Origin of the sequence: Levilactobacillus muriae (assembly GCF_045862015.1) — a bacterium.
Classification (GTDB): domain Bacteria; phylum Bacillota; class Bacilli; order Lactobacillales; family Lactobacillaceae; genus Levilactobacillus; species Levilactobacillus muriae.
Genome location: NZ_BAAFRU010000016.1, coordinates 40807 through 59687 on the forward strand (window position 1 = coordinate 40807; position 18881 = coordinate 59687).

General features: G+C 46.5%; 18 protein-coding genes. 12 read left to right on the forward strand and 6 right to left on the reverse strand.

Annotated elements, in window-relative coordinates:
• The first annotated feature begins 37 nt into the window (after window positions 1-37).
• From ACKTSF_RS11080 to ACKTSF_RS11100, 5 genes are all read left to right on the forward strand, one after another.
• Window positions 38-1363: a serine hydrolase gene (locus ACKTSF_RS11080; RefSeq protein WP_407889433.1), complete on the forward strand. Its 1326-nt coding sequence runs from the start codon at window positions 38-40 to the stop codon at window positions 1361-1363.
• Window positions 1364-1774: 411 nt separating this feature from the next.
• On the forward strand, window positions 1775-4744 hold the full coding sequence (locus tag ACKTSF_RS11085) for a YhgE/Pip family protein (RefSeq protein ID WP_434056356.1): 2970 nt from the start codon (window positions 1775-1777) through the stop codon (window positions 4742-4744).
• 86 nt (window positions 4745-4830) lie between these two features.
• Window positions 4831-5325 (forward strand): GNAT family N-acetyltransferase, encoded by a 495-nt coding sequence (locus ACKTSF_RS11090; protein ID WP_407889437.1) that lies wholly within the window; start codon window positions 4831-4833, stop codon window positions 5323-5325.
• A gap of 287 nt (window positions 5326-5612) precedes the next feature.
• On the forward strand, window positions 5613-6338 hold the full coding sequence (locus tag ACKTSF_RS11095) for an AzlC family ABC transporter permease (RefSeq protein ID WP_407889463.1): 726 nt from the start codon (window positions 5613-5615) through the stop codon (window positions 6336-6338).
• Window positions 6339-6355: 17 nt separating this feature from the next.
• Window positions 6356-6703, forward strand: a complete 348-nt coding sequence (locus tag ACKTSF_RS11100) for an AzlD domain-containing protein (protein WP_407889439.1) — start codon at window positions 6356-6358, stop codon at window positions 6701-6703.
• Window positions 6704-6876: 173 nt separating this feature from the next.
• Here the strand turns inward: ACKTSF_RS11100 and ACKTSF_RS11105 are convergent, their stop codons facing one another.
• Window positions 6877-8079, reverse strand: a complete 1203-nt coding sequence (locus ACKTSF_RS11105; RefSeq protein WP_407889441.1) for a class I SAM-dependent methyltransferase — start codon at window positions 8077-8079, stop codon at window positions 6877-6879.
• 209 nt (window positions 8080-8288) lie between these two features.
• On the opposite strand from ACKTSF_RS11105, the gene ACKTSF_RS11110 reads away from it, so the two are divergent.
• The 7 genes from ACKTSF_RS11110 to ACKTSF_RS11140 all read left to right on the forward strand — a co-directional run bounded on the left by ACKTSF_RS11110 (window position 8289) and on the right by ACKTSF_RS11140 (window position 14686).
• Window positions 8289-9176, forward strand: coding sequence for a hypothetical protein (locus ACKTSF_RS11110; RefSeq protein ID WP_407889443.1), 888 nt, complete (start codon window positions 8289-8291; stop codon window positions 9174-9176).
• 556 nt (window positions 9177-9732) lie between these two features.
• Entirely contained in the window at window positions 9733-10917 is a 1185-nt protein-coding gene (locus ACKTSF_RS11115; RefSeq protein WP_407889445.1) for an ROK family protein, read from the forward strand.
• A gap of 218 nt (window positions 10918-11135) precedes the next feature.
• Window positions 11136-12236, forward strand: a complete 1101-nt coding sequence (locus ACKTSF_RS11120) for an AI-2E family transporter (RefSeq protein WP_407889447.1) — start codon at window positions 11136-11138, stop codon at window positions 12234-12236.
• A gap of 151 nt (window positions 12237-12387) precedes the next feature.
• Complete coding sequence (locus ACKTSF_RS11125; RefSeq protein WP_407889448.1) at window positions 12388-13080, forward strand: 2,3-diphosphoglycerate-dependent phosphoglycerate mutase; 693 nt, start codon at window positions 12388-12390, stop codon at window positions 13078-13080.
• A 123-nt stretch (window positions 13081-13203) separates the two neighbouring features.
• Window positions 13204-13455 carry a hypothetical protein gene (locus tag ACKTSF_RS11130; protein WP_125579977.1) on the forward strand — a complete coding sequence of 84 codons (252 nt, stop codon included), beginning with the start codon at window positions 13204-13206 and terminating at the stop codon, window positions 13453-13455.
• Window positions 13439-13711, forward strand: coding sequence for a DUF3781 domain-containing protein (locus tag ACKTSF_RS11135; protein ID WP_407889449.1), 273 nt, complete (start codon window positions 13439-13441; stop codon window positions 13709-13711). The genes ACKTSF_RS11130 and ACKTSF_RS11135 overlap by 17 nt, the downstream gene beginning before the upstream one ends.
• A 381-nt stretch (window positions 13712-14092) precedes the next feature.
• Window positions 14093-14686, forward strand: coding sequence for a hypothetical protein (locus ACKTSF_RS11140; RefSeq protein WP_407889451.1), 594 nt, complete (start codon window positions 14093-14095; stop codon window positions 14684-14686).
• A 316-nt stretch (window positions 14687-15002) separates the two neighbouring features.
• Here ACKTSF_RS11140 and ACKTSF_RS11145 read toward each other — a convergent pair whose 3' ends face one another.
• The 5 genes from ACKTSF_RS11145 to ACKTSF_RS11165 form a co-directional block, all read right to left on the reverse strand.
• Window positions 15003-15569, reverse strand: a complete 567-nt coding sequence (locus ACKTSF_RS11145) for a hypothetical protein (RefSeq protein WP_407889453.1) — start codon at window positions 15567-15569, stop codon at window positions 15003-15005.
• Between the two features lie 299 nt (window positions 15570-15868).
• Entirely contained in the window at window positions 15869-16279 is a 411-nt protein-coding gene (locus ACKTSF_RS11150; RefSeq protein ID WP_407889455.1) for a hypothetical protein, read from the reverse strand.
• A gap of 80 nt (window positions 16280-16359) precedes the next feature.
• Window positions 16360-17391 (reverse strand): agmatine deiminase family protein, encoded by a 1032-nt coding sequence (locus tag ACKTSF_RS11155; protein WP_407889457.1) that lies wholly within the window; start codon window positions 17389-17391, stop codon window positions 16360-16362.
• 132 nt (window positions 17392-17523) lie between these two features.
• A complete protein-coding gene (locus tag ACKTSF_RS11160; protein ID WP_407889459.1) occupies window positions 17524-18342 on the reverse strand; it encodes a MerR family transcriptional regulator in 819 nt (272 codons plus the stop codon).
• A gap of 372 nt (window positions 18343-18714) precedes the next feature.
• On the reverse strand, window positions 18715-18881 hold a 167-nt coding region (locus tag ACKTSF_RS11165; RefSeq protein WP_407889465.1), incomplete at its 5' end, for a transposase.

Genomic DNA, 18881 nt, shown 5'->3' on the forward strand with positions numbered 1-18881 from the left:
TTCTGGCCTTACATAAGATAGAGGAGTTTTGATTTTAATGATGAAACGATTACAGCAACTCGTTATTGGACTGGTGACGGCGGTAACGCTGATCACTGGTGGTATTAGTAGTTTGAGCGCACCGGTTACGGCCCAGGCCGCAACCAGCAGTAACAGTACGACAGTTAACTTGAAAGCGAAGGCCGGTATCGCGGTCGACGCCAAGACCGGTCAGATCTTGTACAATAAGAATGCGGACCAAACTCTTCCCGTCGCTTCGATGACCAAGCTGTTGTCGATCTACATGGTATTGGACGCCATCAAGTCGGGCAAGTTGAAGTGGGATCAAAAGATTACCATCAGCAAGGACATTGCTAAGGTCGCACAAAATACGAACTTGTCTAACGTGCCTTTACGGGCCGGTCACAAGTACACGGTCAAGGCTCTGTATCAGGCATCCTTGGTTTACTCGGCTAACGGTGCCGTGGAAGCCTTGGGTAGTGCCGTGGCAGGGTCACCACATGCGTTCGTGACGCAAATGAAGGCACAAGCCAAGAAGTTGGGCATGACCGACGTTAAGATTTACAACGCCTGTGGGCTGACCAACAAGCAAGTCGGTAACCTCGGCTATAGCAACGTTAAGGGGTCCGCAGAAAACGAATGGTCTGCGGCTGATCAAGCCAAATTGGCAGTGGCCCTGTTGAACAAGTACCCTGAAGTCCTACAGACGACGAGCATCAAGAAGATGTGGTTTGAAAAGGGCACGAACGACGCCACCAAGATGGATAACTGGAACTGGATGTTGAAGGGCTTGTCCGCTTCTTATTCTAAGCTCCACGTGGATGGCCTGAAGACTGGGACATCCGATGCTGCCGGCGCGAACTTTACCGGGACAGCCAACAACGATGGCAATCGGATCGTGACAGTTGTGCTGCACGCAGCGCACAAGTCGGAAACCGATGCTTCACGTTTCCAACAAACACAAAAGATGATGTCTTACGTCTACAACAACTTTAAAACGGTCAGCTACAAGGCTGGTACGCAAATTAAGGGTGCTAAGACTGTAACGACTCATGATGCCAAGGTTAAGACCGCGAAGACGGCGCTGGGTCAGGATGTCAAGCTGTGGATTCGTGATGACCAAGTTGCCAGCAACGTATCAGCTAAGACGCAACTGAAGTCCAAGTACAGTAACAAGGGTGATTTGGAAGCACCAGTGACGAAGAATACGACGATTGGAACGGCCAACCTCTCCTTGAAGGGCGACCAGTTAGGATTCTTGGGCAATACCAAGACGACTAAGGTACCCTTGAAGGTGACACAATCCGTTGAGAAGGCGAACGTCTTCGTCCGGATGTGGCGGTCAATTGTTGCTTTGTTCTAAATGAAGAGATTGCGGAGTCGCTTGCCAATTGGTGAGCGACTTTTTTGAATGGAAGATGTCAGTTACAGGTTTTGGCAAAATAGTTGTGCCAGTTGCGTCATTTTCAGTTATTATTGTTAAGGACGTCATTCAGCTTGATTTCGGTCAAGGTGCTTGCCATTCAGACGCGCTAAAATTAGGCATATCGTTAAGAATCCGTCTGAACATGGTGCCCAATGAAATTTAATTTATTATATGTGAGAACGCTTGAATGCTGATACTATAGGATTGGTGACGATTTCTAAAGATTGTCGATGGCGTGTTGTATTTTTGACAAGTCAAGCATTAATGTGCGAAGATACTTTTATTATTAGCTGAAAACGCGCAATTTTAAAGTAATTTTGAGGATAAAGGGAGTTGGCATTTGTGAATATGATTAAAGGCGAATGGAATTACATTCGGCATAATCGGTTGATTTTAATCTCCGTTCTTGCCATTATGTTTATTCCATTCCTCTACAGTATCTTCTTTCTGAAGTCGGTCTGGGACCCGTATGGGGAGACTGGAAGTCTACCCGTTGCGGTGGTCAATCAAGATAAACCGGTGACTTACCAGGGCCAGAAACTAAACGTTGGGGATCAAACGATTACCAACCTGAAGAAAAACAAACAATTGGGCTGGCGGTTCGTATCCGCTAAGACGGCGGCCGAGGGGTTGAAGCATCACAAGTACTACACGGTGATCACGCTTCCCAAGAACTTCTCTGCCAACGCCGCAACGGCGCTGAACAAGAATCCCAAGAAGATGACGTTTACCTATAAGACGAATGGTTCTGCCAACTACATCGCCCAAGTCATGAGTGAAGTGGGTTCATCCAAGTTGGATAGTGAAATCCGTGCCAAGGTGACGAAGGCTTATGCCCAAGCTACCTTCAAGCAGATCTACGCTGTCGGTCAGGGGATGGACAAGGCTGCCAAGGGTTCCGCCAAGTTAAAGGACGGGACGGTTACCTTAACGGATGGCCTGAACACCTACACGACTGGGGTTCACACGCTGAATAACGGCCTGCAACAAATGAAGACTTCCGTGACGCCATTGGCGACCGGGATTCAAAAGTTGTCGACGGGGGCACAGACGCTACAAACCGGGCTGGCGAAGTATACCAGCGGGGTTGGCCAGTATGCTAGTGGGGTTAATCAGTATACGGCGGGTGTCAGCAAGTTAAGTGCTGGGATGCCGCAATTAACTGCTGGGACGTCCAAGTTAGCTAGTGGCGCAAGCTCGTTAAAGACTGGGACTTATAAGTATGTTGACGGGGTCTACACGCTGAATTCAGGCGTGAAGACACTTGGTAAGGGTTCAAAATCATTGGCTAGTGGTGTGACTAAACTGTCTGATGGTAGTAAGAGCTTGAACTCTGGTCTGTCTACTTTGAGTGGTAAGTCTAGTGATTTGAACAGCGGAGCAAGTGCATTGGCTACTCAAGCAGCTACTTTGTCCAGTAAAGTTAAGCTTCTGGGTGCGGGTGCTGATGAAGTCTTAGTAGCAGTCAATGGGGATGGTACAGCTACAAATCCTGGAATGACGGCATCAATTGCGGCCTTAACAAAAGGGCTTACCGATGCTCAGACTGGTGCTAAAGAAGCTCAGGGTTATGCCGAGCAAGCGGCAAAGCTAGCGGCAAGTGAAAACACGACGTCAACTGACAGTGGGAGTGGCAGTTCATCAGAAACAACTTCTGATAATGGTGTTTCGGCCGCAAAGACTGCGGCTGCAGCAGCTGCAAAGACTGCGGCTAGTGTACAAGCGACCAGTGATAGTTCTGCCAAATCCTCTTTAGCTGATGAGTTGGCTAAAGAAGCAATTGCGGCCAATGATGCGACTGGTAAGATTTCCACACAAACATCGAGCGCAAGTACGACAACGTCAACTGGGAGTACGACCAAAGCTAGTGCAGAATTAGTTGAATTAACTGCGGGTACTCAGAAAGCGACGACGAAAGTTTACGAAGGATTGACTGAAATTCTCACACAATTGGCTGGTATGAACCTTACTGGTACAACTGGTGAGTTAACGACTTTTGCACAAGGTGTTCAGCAGCTTAATGCAGCAGTCAATCCCGCATCCGGTACTAGTCTTGTAGATGGTGTTAGTCAGTTGACTTCTGGCGTAACACAATACACGTCTGGGGTCGATAAGGCGTTTGCTGGTTCAACAACGCTGAATACTGGTTTGTCACAACTCAACAGCCAAGTGCCGACCTTGACCAACGGGGTAGCTCAGATCATGAATGGGACTGCCAAGTTGGCTAAGAACGGTGCTTCATTGAAGAGCGGTTCTAACCAAGTTTCCAGTGGGGCTACGCAATTAAATAGTGGTCTACAAACCGCCGCTGCCGGTGTCAACAAGCTCAACGCCAACACGGGCAAATTAACCGCTGCTGGCAACAAGTTGACCAGCTCATCCGCACAACTCATGAACGGGTCAGGTCAATTGACTTCTGGCTTAAACACGCTGAACAGCAAGGTACCAACGCTGACCAGTGGGGTTAATCAGTTGGCTGCTGGGTCTAAGAAGCTTGATGACAACAGTAACCAATTGATGCAAGGGGCCAAGAAGCTCTCTGACGGGAATGGCACGTTAGCCAAGTCTCTGAAGAGCGGTGCTGACCAGATTAAAGCACAGCCTTTGAGTAGCAAGACGGCCGACATGTTTGCCGCACCAACTAAGTTGAAGCATGAAAACTATAGTTACGTGCCAAATTACGGTCACGCCTTAGCACCTTACGTGTTATCCGTTGCCTTGTTCGTTGGGGCAATCGTCTTCAACTTTGCTTACCCAATCCGGAAAGTCTCACGTAAGGGCGGGACTGCGACGGGTTGGTACTGGAGTAAAGTGTCCATTGGGGCTTTCGAAGCACTCGCCATGGGGCTGGTTGAACCAGTCTTGATGATGTTGGGTGGTTTGACAGTCGATCATCCGGGACAGATGATTCTGGTTTCAATCTGCTTTGCAGAAGCGTCGATGTTTATTATCATGTTCCTGTCGATGCTACTGGATAACCCTGGGCGATTCATTGCCATGGTCCTCCTGATGCTCCAATTAGGGGGCTCCGGTGGGACGTTCCCAATGGAAGTGACGAACCACTTCTATAACGTCGTTCACCCATTCCTACCAATGACTTACTCAATCCTTGGGTTCCGTGAAGCCATTACGTCAGGAATGTCTGGGATGGTCACTCAAGCCGTGTGGGTCTTAGCGTTCTTTACCATTCTTGGTTTAGCGCTGCTTTGGCCAACGATGATTTGGCTACAGAAGAAGCATTTGATGGGGATCTCGCAATTGGATGACAACCAAAAGCTACAAGAGGTTGAAGATCCACAGACCGAGTCTCACTCATAAAAAAACTTAGAAGTGTCGTGAAGCCTCTGGTTTCGCGGCACTTTTTGCGTATAATGGATTGCAGATGAGAGAAAAGAGGGGACAATATGTCCGTTAACTTTAGGATTGCCGAGGTCAGCGATCAGGACACTATCATTACCATCTATAACCAAGCGGTTGCAACAAAGGGAATTACCGCTGATTTAACACCGGTGACGGTGACGCAACGGCAGCCGTGGTTCGCTTCGTTTAACCCGCAACACTTCCCGTTATGGGTGATTGAGAGCGACGGCGAGACCGCTGGCTTCGTGGGGTTGGAACGTTACAGTGATCGGGCAGGCTACCGCCATACAGCAGAAATTGCGTTGTATTTGGATACGGATCACCAGGGGCAGCATTTGGGAACGCAAGCCGTGAACTGGGTAGCGACACAGGCACCGCGATTGGGCATCACCAGCGTCATCTCTCGAATCTTTGGGCACAACCAGGCGAGCTGCCATCTTTTCGAAAAGGCGGGGTATGCTCACTGGGGACACCTGCCCGCAATCGCGGATATGACGGGATTCTCCGCTGACTTAGAAGTTTATGGGCATCATTTCTAATACGTCCATAAGTTATGAAAACTTGCCGTGATTTTTCACAAATGTTTAATGAAACCGGGAATAATGCGGGCTCATCCGTGATAAATATTGTATATGTTATATGAAAATGCCCTGAAACATGTTAAAATATCATCGTGTGGTTTTATGCATAACGGGGGAACCCGTTAGGTTGCTTCATATCTCAGAGTATTCGACGGAGGCAAACATTCTTGAATAAACGACGGCCAAACCCCAAGCAGGTGCCGGACCCCAACGAACCCTTATGGCGGTCGACATTGCGGGTAGCCATGCCCCTTAATTTAAGCTACATTCCAATTGGGCTGGCTTGTGGGATTTTGCTACACGCGGCAGGGTTCAATACCTTACTGACTGGATTAGTTTCTTTGTTGATCTTTTCCGGTGGGGCACAATTTTTAATTGCCACGATGTTGACTATTAATTCCCCATTACTATCAATTGTTTTGATGCTGTTTTTCCTGGAATTACGGTATGCATTACTGAGTTCGAGTTTATCACCATACTTAAAAGGCTCATCTAACCGCTTTCTATTCATGTTCGCGGTTTCGTTAAACGATGAAAATTACGCCATTAACTACTTAAAATTTGCCACTGATAAAAAGTGGACGGGTAGGGAAGCTCTAATGGTGGAGCATTATTCCTTGCTATTCTGGGCGGCTAGTAACGTTGTTGGGAGTCTGATTGGCAGTGCCTTGAAGATTGACCTCAGTATCGTTAATTTTGCGCTGACAGCGCTGTTCTTGTACATGATCGTTATGCAGATCAAGAATCGCCTGACCATCGTGATTTGCCTGATTTCAGGAGTGCTCGCAGCGGTCTGCATGATGCTGACCAAGAGCACGTTAGGGTTGGTTATTTCGACAATTATTGCTTCACTGATTGGTTTCGGATTGGAAGCCACGCTCCGCAAACGGTTGCCTGACAGTCATTGGCTGTGGCGCCTGCGAAGTCCGGGGTCCAAGAAGGAAGCCGTGGAGCATTCGGATGCTAATTAGGACACAGGGAGAGCTATATGAACGCAGTTAATACGTGGAACAGTACGCAACACTTTTGGCTAATTATCTTAGGCTTTATTGTGGCCTTTATCCCGCGTTTCTTCCCGCTGATGTTGTTCACGAAGCGGGCGATTCCGGAATGGTTTAACGAATGGATGAAGTTCGTGCCGGTATCACTGTTTACGGCGCTGGTCGTGAAGGATATCTTCATCGACAGTGCCAGTTACGCGCTGCTACTCGACAAGTATTCAGAAATGTTGGCGGCAGTGATCGTGATTTTTGTCGCTTACCGTACCCGTTCGATGGCCATCTCGGTTATCGTGGGCCTGATTGGCGTCTTCATCTTATCGATGTTCATGGCGTGACCAAATTTATAAATTAATGGGACCTTGCCGGTTGGTGAGGTCCCTTTTTAGGGTAAGAATAGTGGTACCATAGCCTTTACCCGGAACCAAAAAGCACCACCCAACCCGGTGATCAATCCGAGTCGAGTGGTGCTTTAAGTATCAGATGATCCGCGGTCACCTGAAAATTTGAATTAGTCCGTTACCGGTGCTTGGGCGTGTGTACCATCGTACATGTAGTCCCGCGTCATAGGTAACATCCGGGCAGAGGGACCCTTCGAAATCAAATACTGAATCACGTCAATATTACCAGATTTGAACGATGCCGCGCAAGCTTGGAGATAAAGATCCCACATCCGCACGAACTTTTCGTCAAACATCTTGGCAACTTCGTCACGGTGCTCATTGAAGTTCTTGTCCCAGATCTCCACCGTCTTTTGGTAGTGCCGACGAAGGGGTTCCATGTCGTCAATCTGAAGGCCATTTTCAATGATGTGCGTGGTGTTTTCAACCAACCCGGGAACGTAGCCGCCTGGGAAGATCCACTTGTTTAACCAGCCGTTGTTGGCACCACCTTGTTGACGGGTAATCCCGTGGATCAAGGCAACGCCATCATTCATCAGGTACTTTTGAACGCAGTCGAAGTATTGGCCCAAATTTTCTTGGCCAACGTGTTCGAACATCCCAACAGAGGTAATGTAATCCCACTGTTCGTTGCCCAATTCACGGTAGTCTTCCAAACGAACTTCGGCAACATCGGTTAAGCCTTCGTCTTGAATCCGTTGGTTGACGTAATCGTATTGTTCTTGACTCAAGGTAATCCCTGTTACGTGCAGGCCGTATTCCTTAGCTGCCGTTAACATCAGGGTACCCCAGCCACAGCCGATATCAAGCAATGTTTTGCCAGGTTGTGGGTTTAATTTCTTAATAATATGGTGAACCTTGTTGACTTGTGCTGTGTGCAAATCATCATCGGGTGATTCAAAGTAGGCACAGGAGTACGTCATGGTATCGTCGAGCCACAGCTGATAGAAGTTATTTCCAATGTCGTAGTGGTTCTGCACATCGGCCTTACTTTCCTTTTCGGTGTGCTTTTGCTTCGGCAGGAAGTGGATGAACTTCGAGTTGTGGAAGAAACTGTCGGCGTTTTCGTAAGCGGCCGTCAGTAAGTCTTCAATGCTCCCGTCGATTTCAATCTTGCCATCCATGATGGCTTCACCCAATGCAATAGAGGCATTGCGGGAAATCTCCTTAACCGGGATGGCCTCGTGAATGGTGATGGTGATGTCAGGAGTGCCGGTCCCGTATACATCGCTGGTGCCGTCCCAATAGTTGACGCGGACAGGGATGTTAAAGGTGTGGCTCAGAAACGTTTTGTAGAAAGTTTTTTCAAGCATGTCATGGGTCCTTTCCGGTTTCCTCATTAAAATGGAAGAAACAAAATTACTACGCCATTATACGCCTATCAATAGGGTGAACGTAAGGGGGAGGTTTCAATGTAAGCGCTTAACGTTCTCTTTACCTGACTTAGCCCAGTAAAATTCAACGATTCACGGAACAGGCATGGTATAATATAAACATAATTAACCAGCGGAGGTCTTTCATTTTGAAAAAATGGGTATGGGTCGTGGCAACAATCGTTGTGGCACTGCTGATTGGCGGTTATGCGTATTCGAATCATCACGCAACAGCTAAAGAGTACCAAGCGGCAATGGCTAACGGGCGTACAGCCATTCAAAGTAAACATTACACACAGGCAGAGAGCTATTTCCAGAATGCCTTGAAACGGCGCCTGAACGATCAGACGGCGCAGCACTACCTGACGCAGACACAACGGTATGTTTCCGGGGAGAATGCCTTGGAAGCGCGGCATTTTAGCAGTGCCCAGGGCTATTACGGGGAAGTCAAGGACACGACGAATGCATCAACGGTGCTGGTCAAACGTGCTAAGGATCGTTATAAGCAGGTTAAGGACATCAGGGCCAACGTTAAACAATTCAAACAGATCTTAAACAAGGCGCAAGGTGAAAATAAGGCGCTGAACTATGGACAGTCCAACACCACGCTGGATGAACTCTTCAACAATACGAAGTTCCGTCAGAGCTACTACAAGAATTTGTATGAGGAAGCCTTGGCATTACGGAAGTCGAATAACGCTGGACAAACGAGTGAAACCAGTTCGGCAGCATCGTCCTCATCCTCTACGGACAGTAGTAGCAGTGTTGCTAGCAGCTCTAGTGCCTCACTGACGTCTTCTGAGAAGCAAGCGGCAAGTAACTACTCTGGTAGTAACGAGTACACCGTCACGCAGAGCCAGAAGGAACTGGATGGCAAGACGATTACCAATGGTCAGATTGGTAGCGCACGGCAGACGATTAACGCCGCTGGCGGTCAGGCCGACGCCATGAGTGATCAGGATGTGCGGGTGGCCCTGCAACAGGCCAACAAGAAGGGGCTTTCCCTGACAAAGTACACGCAACAATATTTGAAATAAATTTCTAGCAAGGGACGCGACTACGGTGGTGTTCCTTTTTTCTTTGCGCGTGATGCGCGTGATATGAAAAATTTAGCAACCACAATCGGTCTTTTTCCAAAGGTGACCTGACTTTCTGGTCGCTTAGGTGGCAAGTCACATTTTTTCTGAGTTGTAAATTCAGTTAATCAATTTGGTAGGCAAACTTACCATTTCTAACGAATAAGTTCTAAAATTTGACAAGATGGTAAGTTTATCAAACAAATAGTTTATGTAGGTATATAATGAAATTAATTGGTCTACAAGCATTTTTGTGGCTAGAAAGCCTATCACAGCAAGGAGTTCCCGCCACGACAGCCCTAAAAGTCCCCAAAAAGTTCACAAGTCGTTTTTCATGCCAAATTGGTAAGCGTGATTTACTATGTACTTAGAATCAGAAAATTCTACTAAGGGGGGTAGAGTAACGCTTCTCACAGTGGCTAGGTGAGCACCAATCTTGGGGGATGGGGCGAGACCTAAAACTGATTTGATTCCCGAATCACCACGAAGTCACAGTGAGCGAGTGTTACAGAAAATTATGATTATCAACAAACATATCATGCGGACAACTAATGAGAAGCAAGTGCTTCAGCAGATCGTTAACGCAGGGCCCATTTCGCGTAGTCAAATTTCCCGGAATCTTAGTTTAAATAAAGTGACCGTTTCCGACATTTACAGTCAACTGTTGCACGAAGGCCTGATCCGCGAGGTGGGCCACGGTGTTAGCACGCGTAACGGTGGACGGAAACCAGTCATGGCATTGCTAAACGTGGGGTATGGCTATGTCGTCAGCATCAACATTTTACGGCAACGGTTCTCGATGATCAGCAGTCGGCTGGATGGTCGGTCTGAGAATTATGCGAGCGTGTCCACCCGCGACGTAGATCTTACGACGGTGTTGGATATGATCGATGAGAAGATTGCAACGACCGTGGCGGAGAGTGACAATCGTCTGCTGGGTATCGCCTTTGGTCTGGACGGCATTATTTATGACAATCAAATCTTAGGGGCTTCATTGAAGGGTTTCAAGAACTTTGATCTGGCGAAGTACTTCAGTGACAAGTTCCAAGTTCCCGTTATTTTGGAAAACTTAGCCAACGAGTCCGCTATTTACGAGCGGGACTTCGCTGGTGAGGGGATCTATCGCAACTTGATCTCCGTGACGATTCGTGACCAGGTCTCCGCCGGAATTGTGACGGAGGGCCACCTCTATCGCGGCCATAACGGTGAGGCGGGGAACATTGGAACCTGTCCACTGGCGGATCGCTATCAGGAAAAGAGTATGCAGACGGTCAACCAGTACGTGGCGGAAGGAACCGTCCTGCAACGGATCATGGCGTATCAGAAGCTGGATCGCGTGGATGTTAACCGGATTCGCCGGGATTATCTGGGACACCGGCCAGAGCTGTTGTCAATCCTCGATGAATTCTCGTACTACCTGGCCAAGGTGCTCGGCAATCTGTCGAATACCTTCGCTCCGGACGCAATCATCGTGAATGCACCGATCCTGGAGCTCTTGCCAGAGATGATGGATACCGTGAGAAAGTATGTCGATGACATGGCGATCATTCGTAAGGCACCGCTGCTATTAACTAAGAATGCGAAGGAAGCATCCTTGAAGGGTGGGGCTTCGGCTATCATCCACAAGGCACTGGCCTTGGACGACTTGCAATTGACGTTTAGCAATCAGCGGTCGGCCGTCTTGGAGGGTGTCGAGTCATAATTGAAAATATGGTTACACTGAACCGCGATGAATGGGCCTTTGAGCGCCCGTTCATCGCGGTTTTTAGTCTGAAATAACCTAAATCAAAGCTTTTTACTAAGCCGCAAACGGTGGGCGTCACCGCTTCGACCGGTAATGGCCGAGTAGTGGTCAAAAATCGCTAGGGATTCAAGCGCGATGTTGTATAATGAAACTAAGATGAAATGGGGGATTTATAATTGAGCTTGTGGGAACGATTTATCGCTAACATTCGACTCCGCCGTTTCGTGGTGTTAGTCGTGCTGATCTTTATTTTGTGGCTGATCCGGTCTGAAATGAATATGATCTTGCTAACGTTTATTTTTACTTTTCTGATTTTACAACTGGTCAAAGCGGTGCGAAAGGTGGTCAAGCTACCGCCAGCACTGATTGTGTCGGTGGCCTACATCATCATCATTGGTGGCTTGTATTTGGCGATTACGACCTACTTGCCGGCGTTGATCACGTCGTCTATGAAGGGTGGAGAGACACTCTTTAAGTTCTACCAGAACCCGCAGACGGATGGTAATGAGGTCATCCGGTGGATTTCGGATTATATTAAGAGTTCCGATGTGGTTAACCAGCTGCAAAATGGGGCTAAGGTTGTTTTGACGTACATCTCCACCATTGGGTCGTTTGGGTTAACGCTGTTTATGTCGATGATTCTGAGTTACTTCTTTACGATTGAAAGTAAGCAAATGGCATCGTTCTCCAAGCATTTCCTGACGAGTACCTATGGGTGGATTTTCCAAGACATCAACTTCTTTGCGACGAAGTTCGTGAATACGTTTGGTGTCGTGCTGGAAGCCCAATTCTTTATTGCCCTCTGCAATACGGTGATTACGACGGTGGTGCTGGCCATTATGCATATGCCACAGCTGCCAACGTTGGCGATTATGATCTTCATTCTGAGCTTGATTCCAGTCGCCGGGGTTATCGTTTCTGTGGTACCGTTGACGATATTGGGTTATTCGGTCGGCGGGGTCCGCTACATCGTCTATATTCTCGTGATGATCGTGGTGGTCCATGCGTTAGAAGCCTATGTGTTGAATCCGAAATTCATGTCGAGCCGTACGGAGTTGCCAATCTTCTATACCTTTGTGGTATTACTAGCGGGCGAACAACTATTCGGTGTCTGGGGGCTGATTGTGGGGGTGCCAATCTTCACCTTCTTCCTAGATATCTTGGGTGTGCGGCCAGTTCATGGCCTGCATCCGCGGCCACAGGTCGACGTGCAGAAGATTCGCGAGTATCGGCATCATCATGGGAAGTCGGACGGGTCTGATGAGGATGATGACTAGTCCGAGTTGGATTACTGGTCTGACAACCGTTGTGGGGAGAAATGCCGACAAGTAAGCGGTGTCATGAAAAGAACCTCACAATTAAGCTGAAATTCACCGCTAGATGGTGTAAAATAACAAGGTATTCTACCAAAGAAAGAGGTTATAAGTGATGGCAAAATTAGTATTGATTCGCCACGGCCAAAGTGAATGGAACTTGGCCAACAAGTTCACTGGTTGGGTTGACGTTGATTTAAGCGAAAAGGGTGTTGAAGAAGCCAAGTCTGCTGGTCAAAAGATCAAGGAATCTGGCATGAAATTCGACTACGCTTACACGTCAGTTCTGAAGCGGGCAATCAAGACGTTACACTACGTTTTGGAAGAATCAGACCAACTTTGGATTCCAGAAACCAAGACTTGGCGTTTGAACGAACGTCACTACGGTGCATTGCAAGGCTTGAACAAGAAGGAAACCGCTGAAAAGTACGGTGACGACCAAGTGCACATCTGGCGTCGTTCTTACGATGTCTTGCCACCACTTTTGGCCGCAGACGCTGAAGGCTCAGCTGTTAAGGACCCACGTTACGCTAACTTGGACCCCAACATCGTGCCTGGTGGCGAAAACTTAAAGGTTACCCTGGAACGCGTTATGCCTTTCTGGGAAGACGAAATTGCCCCAAAGCTGCTTGATGGCAAGAACGTCATCATCGCCGCTCATGGTAATTCTCTGCGGGCCTTAAGCAAATACATCGAACGGATCTCTGATGACGACATCATGGATCTTGAAATGGCAACCGGTGAACCAGTTGTCTACGACTTCGATGACAAGTTAAACATGACTAGCAAGACGAAGATGGGTAAGTAATTATCTGATTCGTTGAAGCCGCCTTGAATGTAGAGGCGGCTTTTTCATGGGAAAAAATGTCACTAGTGGTCACTAGGTGGGCCACTTTTGACCGAAAATTTAGCATAAAGAAAAGAGATTGCATTGGCAGAAAAAGAAGTCACCCAGATTGAAATGATGAAGATTATCGCGCTGTTCCGTAAAGAAGGTTTCAAGGGAGAGTATGAGACTTTCCAACGCGTGAGTGGCACTGATAGGGAATTCTTTGTGGTCATGAGCAATGAGCAGGGCATCAAGGCGCTGTTCAAGGCTAGCTTGATGTTGAACGCCGTTGAATTCCAGTACGTGCTTGATGACAAGCATACGTTTGTGACGGAAAATGCCGACGCTAGCTAGTCAGGACTTACTGGTTAAAATCAGTGAGAACATCTGTTATACCGAGCTGATGTATGAACGGGTGAATAAGAAACTTGCGGTTGACTGGTCCCGCAGTGAGACTGAGGTATGGGTACAGGCTATCTTGGGTGATCCGGACTCTTTGGTTGGACGGCGTGGTAAGAACTATTACGTGGCAAATCAGAGGCGCAGAGTACAGCTGACCGTCAATGCCTGTAACTACCGGTTGATTACGGTCAATCGACTATCAGAATAGCGAACAAATACGGCTAGATTTCCTGTTAGGGGAATCTAGCCTTTTTGTGATAAGCCGGTTGATAATCGTTTGATATCGTCATCATTCAGATTTTCATTAGCAAATTAGTTAAACGTATGGCGATTATTACGACCCGCTATATGATGGTGAAAGCCATTCATATTCATTGCCTGAGTAAAGGTTGTCAGCAAGAACTGCTGCTGGGACTCATATTATATTTCAGCGTCAAAGACCAGCGTCCCATTATTTGACGAGCATCATCAAAACTAGAATCATCCAAAATATCTTCAGATTTTATATAATATCTGTTGATTTATTTAAAAAATCGTATTAGTATAAATGTATAGAAAAATTCAAAAGATTTTTTAGGAGGAAATGAGAATGAATTACGAAAGCTTACTGCTAGAAACAATGGAAAAGGTTAACAGATTAGGAAATGAAGTGGAGAAATTGAAAAAAACAATTTCAGAAATATTTCCAGATAAAGAAAAAATCTCATCAGAAAAAGCTAGCACAATGACTAAATTTAACAAGGCAGAGGTCATCGAAAAAATCCAAAGACTAAATGCTAAAAGCAATTTAACCTTTGATAAGGCCAGTTTAAGAGATGGTGGAGGTCTTATGTTAAATGAAACTCATAAAATTATGTTACGGCGTTCCAGAAATTATGCCCATGATTCTGTTAAATCGGAGGGGAACCTTGAGTGGAGCTCTTGGTTTATGGTTGAAAAGGAAGCGTTTTCAAAAAATTCATTCGAGGGCTATATCTTTTTTGTGGAAACGGATACTGAACCAGCAGTCTTTGTATTAAACCACAAGGAAATGAAAGAAATGCTTAATAAGAAGATTCTCGAGGACGGGAAATACCACTTCTATTTCCAGAAGACGAAGAATGGTGAGATCTTGGAAACAAGAACTGATGATCTGAATGCTGAAAAATACCTAGGAAACTGGCAGGCTCTAGAAAAAATATAAAGTGTGGAACTAAAGATTACCCGTTCGTCAACAGGATTTTTCATTCGAAATAGAGGTTCTAAAATATCCGTAGCCAGTAATCGGATTTATCTGATTACCAACAACAGATATTTTAGAACTATTTTTGAATCCACATAAATTAAAGAAACAAGTCGCATAGGTGATATGACACAGTTTCCTTGAACCTGTTAGATTGAGCTGACGGCATTGCGTTGATTTCGTCGTAATGATTGTCATTGTTCTTAAAATTTGCGGCCGTATTTGTTTGCTCGTTGCTTAAGTTCAGGATTTTTACAAATCTGACAGCTACACCACATTAACGCGTAATACCAAGAAAGAGAATTCCCTGATAAATGATTACTTTGAATATGACCGGAGTGTGATTGTTAAGATAGGGGGATGTCTTGGAAATTAGCTCGTTAATCCCGGTGAAAAAGCGTGTATTTTCAGTTGTCTCTGTAATTTTTCCATCACTGCCTTGGCCAATAAAACTTAACTGGTGTTGATGAATGACGCCAGCAAAGTAATTGTTTTGGTGGCGACGCATTCGTTTACAAAATTTGGGACTTAGTTCTGTTGGAAGTGGTATGGCCCGAAATATTCTACCGAAATTATCCAAGCTATAATCCTGTGTCTGAGCATTGTGGCGGGTGTAGAGAACAGGCTTAGCGGTAAATGAAATGATTTTTCCAATGTTCTTTTCTTCTGAACCTTTTCGTGGCTTAAGCCAGTGCTGTACCCAAATATGATCAGTAATTAATCGACCGGAATCATCTTCAACATTTATAATAGCCGTTACGGGTCTACCATCGAGATCCTTCCCATAGTGAGAAATGATGCCGCTAAAATGTTGATAACCAGTATCGATTTTAAATGGACGCATGAATAACCTCCGTAATAGAATTTGTGACTAAGATTCAATCCTCACTTTATCTAATTATAGTTGATTTAATGCTGTACAGCTATGACCATGTTTCTATCTGTTATGAAAGGATAATACTTGCAACTTCGGATTTTAATGCATTTCTAAATAGGATGAACGGCAGTGATTAGGGGGTAATTGACCGTCAATGTCTGTAACTACCGGTTGATTACGGTCAATCGACTATCAGAACAGTGAGCAAACAAATACGGCTAGATTCCCCGATTTAGGGGAGTCTAGCCGTTTTTGACGAATAAAGGTTAATCGATAAAGTTTTGAGGATGGTTCAATTTCTGGTAATTTCTTGACGTGAGCTTGACGGTCCCACCGCCAATGACCGGCACACCAGATAACTTGGCATAGCGGTAATTTGCGTAGACTTGCATGGTGATTGTAATGTCGTGCTTTTCTTTGTGCATGACATACCGGTAGCTGGGATTCGCAGATTGCGGAATCTTCTTATTAGAAATATTGTTGTAAGTCTGTGGGATGTGGGAAACAAGCGTCTTGCTTCGACGACCAGTTGCCGTAAAAATCCGGTGATTGTGGGCGTTGTAGATCTTGAGATAATCAGTCCCCGTTTTCTCTGAAGCGACCTTGGCACAGCCGCTCAGTGTCAGTACTGCTAAGGAAAGTAGAAAAAGTGACACGCCACGATGTATATTGTTCATCCTCCTCAAAGTTTCTCTGGTAGAACATTGCTAATACCAGTATAGCAGACTTAGAGGTGGTGATGCGTCGCTTTTCAGGGTCAATGACTGGGCGTTAATGCCTGGGGCTGCTGCTGGGTTACGCAGTGCAGCATTCCGCCGTATTGATACAGCGCGGTCACATCAATACCGACAACCTTTCTATCTGGATAAAGGCGACTGAATATTTTTAGCGCGGTCTGATCATTCTTATCGTGATAAGTTGGCACGAGGACGGCATCATTACCCGCGTAATAATTAAGATAGCTACCCTTGTAGTCCAAGCCCCGCACGTTTTTAGCAGTCATTGGCAGTGTCACAAGCTTATAGGGTTTACCGTGAGCATTGGTCGCGTTTTGGAGCTTCGTGTAATCTTGTCGGTGGATCCCTTCGTAGAGTTGATAAAAGTCAGTCTTTGACACGGTTAGGATAGTCTGATCATCGAAGAGCCGCGCCATACCATCGATGTGGGCATCAGTGATATCTTCACCGACAACACCGTCGAGCCAGATAAAGTGGGTCACGCCGAAGTATTTCGTCAAATAGGCCTCTGCCTTGGCCTGACTGATGCCAGGGTTACGGTTCCGATTCAAGACGGAGCTTTTACATAGCATTGCCGTGCCATGTCCATCCAGTTCTACCGAACCACCTTCCAGGACAAAGCCAGGAATTGAGAGGCGCGGTAGCTTTTTAACTTTGGCAACTGCCGCGGGTAGGCGATTGTCATTCTTGTGCGCGGCTTTACCGCCCCAGCCGTTAAACTTAAAGTCTGCGATAGCTAGCTTACCGGTTGATGTGCGGACAAATAGGGGACCGGTATCTCGTGACCAGACGTCATCACTTTTGGCAATGGTGAAATCCACCTTATTCATTGGGACTTTTGCGTGAGTTAACAGGGTGGTAATTCGTTTTTGTTCCCGCGCATTATAGGCAATGAGGTGGACGTTTTCTCCGCTGGTGAGGGCTTTGGTCATCGCAATCCAGATGGGTTCAATCTCATGTTGATAGGCGCGGCCGTAAGTGAAACGGTGTGGCCAAGTTAACCAGGTTCCTTCGTGTTGGGTCGTCTCGCTTGGAAAATAGTTGGTATTCATTGGTGTTGCCTCCTTATTGACGCGACAGCCACTCAAAAGCAGCAAGATAAAACAGAATACAATTCTGAGTGATTTCATCACGGTCGTCCTTTCTTGATTAACGAAAGAATACCCCTTGACACTGTGATAAGGTCAAGGGGTCATTTGAACAGAAATTTCCGTAATGTAATCATTCACGTTGGTGGTATAAGCCTGATCTAAGAAGTAGCGTTCAATAAAGGGCATGGCTAACGAACGGTTTTGTTGATGGGCATACTGGATCAACCGGTCATAGGCAACGCCGAGATCAGCATAACTGCCATAGTGAACTGTCGAAATGTACGTGCCAGCAGGAAGCGTTTGACTGACCAAACCGGAGGGGATGTTGCTATGCGACAAGGGGACCGCAACACGATAGGCGGCATCATTGGCATCCGGATCGCAAAGTAACAATGATAAACCCTCCGGCCGAACATGTGCGCTTTCAAGCGTGTGGTAAAGCTGATCAAACGAGGCGTCTACGGCACTGTCATCAATTGGGGGTTCCCGGCATAACTGACGTGCAGGTTGATGCGTCACGGCGATGACGTCATCATTAGGAAATGGGGCGGGGCCTTGTCCCAATAAATTTGAGAGGAACGTACTCGCTTGCGCCTGCGCGACGTCCTGTTGCCTTAACTGACGTTGCTTTTTCTCAGCGAGGTCCCTGATGGTGGCGTCACTAGCGCCAAGTAATTTTGAAATCTCCGCTAGTGTGAAGCCACAGACCTGATACTTCTTAATTAAAGAGAGGGTCGGGATTTGTTCAGACGAATAATACCGGTAGCCATTTTGCAACACTGTCTGTGGTTTGAACAGGCCGATCTTATCATAATGGCGCAACATCCGGGCGCTGATTTTATTCAGTGTGGCAAATTTGCCAATCGGATAGCTGAGACGCTCATGATTGCTGTGCGCTGGTGTTGAAGTCAAGACGCCTTCTCCTTTCGTCAATGGGAAGTGTATGCTCAAATTTCTAGGGATCGTTAGAAGTGACCAGTACGATTAGGTAAAAGACATTTGCAGAATCGCTAACGCAAGATGATTAGATTTGAAGTGAAGCTTAGGGAGTTGGATTTAGAACGTACGTGACCTTGCTTGAGTTTCAATTTATCGCGCTTCAAAGCAGCTTTCCCTGCTTGGTAGGATAAATTGAGGGGCAGGGGTGTTACCGGAAGTGTAACCTCGTTTGCTCAAGTGTAATACATCAACCATGAACTGGCCAGACCATTCCGCGTTTCTTGTGCCTAACTTTAATACGAGTTAGGCAGAATTCCCTCGTTTTCAAACAAGGGATGAATGCCATCATGCCTTTCGTTGCTTTATGATATAGTCTTCCACAGTTTCCTTGCTCATGTCACCAAGCGTACTCATGAAATAGCTAGGAGACCAGAGATGTCCACCCCAAAACTTTTGACTTTTTATCTCGGGATGTAATTCAAAGAATAGGCGCGCTGAGCCTCCTTTGAAGG